Origin of the sequence: Phocaeicola barnesiae DSM 18169 = JCM 13652, from assembly GCF_000374585.1 — a bacterium.
Classification (GTDB): domain Bacteria; phylum Bacteroidota; class Bacteroidia; order Bacteroidales; family Bacteroidaceae; genus Phocaeicola; species Phocaeicola barnesiae.
The window spans coordinates 1-2,056 of record NZ_KB894682.1; the positions used below are offsets into that span (position 1 = coordinate 1).

A 2,056-nucleotide genomic window follows, 5' to 3' on the forward strand; every position below is an offset into this window, starting at 1 on the left:
TAAAGCAACTGTAGGTGAACACTTGTTGAGCATTTCATTGTACCGTGATAATGGTATCTACGGTGATTATGATAATGCAGTAAGAGAAACTATCACGAAAGTAAATATTCCTGTACATGTTCAGTTGCCGGAATGGGATGAATTGTTCCAGACTACACCTGCTTGGAAGGATGGAGTTTTCGTTACTCGTCTGATTAATGTAAATCCTAATACTCGGAATGCAGAAATCTCAATGAACGCATTTACAGCAGAAAAGACTGACTGGAAAGACGAAGCACTGAAGATTGGCTTGACTAAGCTGACATTCAATGACAAGTTTAATGGAAACAACGAAACACCTGCCGCCGCAGCTGGAGAAGATATGGCAAACATCGGTACAAGTACTATCGTTCTTGATTATGATGAGTTGACTGGTCATACAAATACTACGCATGAATTGGATTACAATACCATGTCTGCTACAGCTGTATACCAGTATGACGTTTACAAGAACTTCAAGAGAACCAAGGACTTCACTGTAAATATCATGTCTATCTTTGAGGGTGCACAACTGCAGTATGACGGAAAAGTTCAGAACGCAGTCTTAAGTGCTGATGACATTATTGATGGTGATAAACTCAAGTTGGTTCTGAATGGAAAATCTGTGAAGATGAAAGATGGTAGTAGCTTGACAGATGCAAATGCTAAAGCAGAATGTATTGTGGGTGGTACACTCGGTTATGGAGATGGTACAATTTCATTCAATGAAGTTCCAAGCCCAACAGCTGCTGATATTAATTCAATCAACTTCGTACAGACAGCACAAACCAATAGTTTGGTTAATCCTGAAGCAGAATTGACCGATAAGGGTGTTAAGATTAGCGGTACCGGCATAATCAATTCCGGTGAAGGTGGCACATACACAGTTGAGTTCTATGACTGTATGAATGTTAAGACAACTCAGAATGTCAAATTCACAAAATAAATTTTGTATATAGAATCTGAAATTAAAACAATAATTTCATTTTATATATAAAATACTTAATAAAAAGAGCGACCGTTAAGGCCGCTCTTTTGTGGTTATTAATATAATTACTTCTTGTAAGTAATTTCTTGTGACCAAGTAACACCCATGGCATCACGGAAGTTGATTGTATACTTACCGCTCTGACCCTGCTCAATGGTACCACCAGTAGGAACATTGATTTGAACACCGGTAGCATCAAGAGTTGCTGTCAAGCCTGTCAAGTTATTAGAAGTTACAACTTGCTGGAAGAAAATATCTCTAACTGAATTGGCTGGAGCAATAGGATATCCACTTTCTTCGAAGAATTTAAGTTCTTTAGCACCACCTTCAATCTTCAAAGTACCTGTTTCAAGGTTATTACCGCTGAAAGCACTACCTGCTATATTAATATCGAAACCATTCAAAGAAAGCACGAACTTACTTCCATCAATGTGGTTATTCTTATCCAAAACAGCTTCTTTCTTCTTGTCATACAATAATTGTGCATTCTCCATCAGAGACAGAATCTTAACAGTATATGTATCTGAATAAATCTTGAAGTTGTCGTAATTATCATAAGCATAAACTGCTTCAGCTGTCATTTCTGTAAATGCAAGTTTACCTGTTTCAGCTGTCTTCTGAGTCAATGCATTATAATCCATAGTTGCATTATTGCCTGCTATACCGATTTCAGTTGGAAGAATTTCATTGAGACATGCTGGCTTTTCGTTCATACCATCATACTGGTCTTTGTATGTCAACTTAACCAAGTCAATCTTATTAGCTTCTTCCAACCAAGCAGCATTAGTTGCAGCAAATGCATTCATCGGAAGTTCTACTCCACCGCCATTGCCACCTGCATTTACATACAAATTAGTCAGACGTGAAACGAACTTACCATCTGCCCAGTTGTCATTTGTCTTAAATACTTCATTCCAAGCCGGCAACTGAACATGTACAGGAATATTTACCTTCTTGATAGTTTCTCTTACTGCATTATCATAATCACCGTAGATACCATTATCACGGTACAATGAAATGCTCAACAAGTGTTCACCTACAGTTGCTTTA

Annotated in this window: 1 protein-coding gene and 1 pseudogene; one reads left to right on the forward strand and one right to left on the reverse strand. The window is 37.8% G+C overall.

Features of this window, described 5'->3' with window-relative positions; genetic code table 11:
- A pseudogene (locus C510_RS17600) lies at positions 1 to 964 on the forward strand (hypothetical protein); the annotation flags it as partial.
- 107 nt (positions 965 to 1,071) lie between these two features.
- Here C510_RS17600 and C510_RS17605 read toward each other — a convergent pair.
- On the reverse strand, positions 1,072 to 2,056 hold a 985-nt coding region (locus C510_RS17605; RefSeq protein ID WP_169336148.1), incomplete at its 5' end, for a hypothetical protein.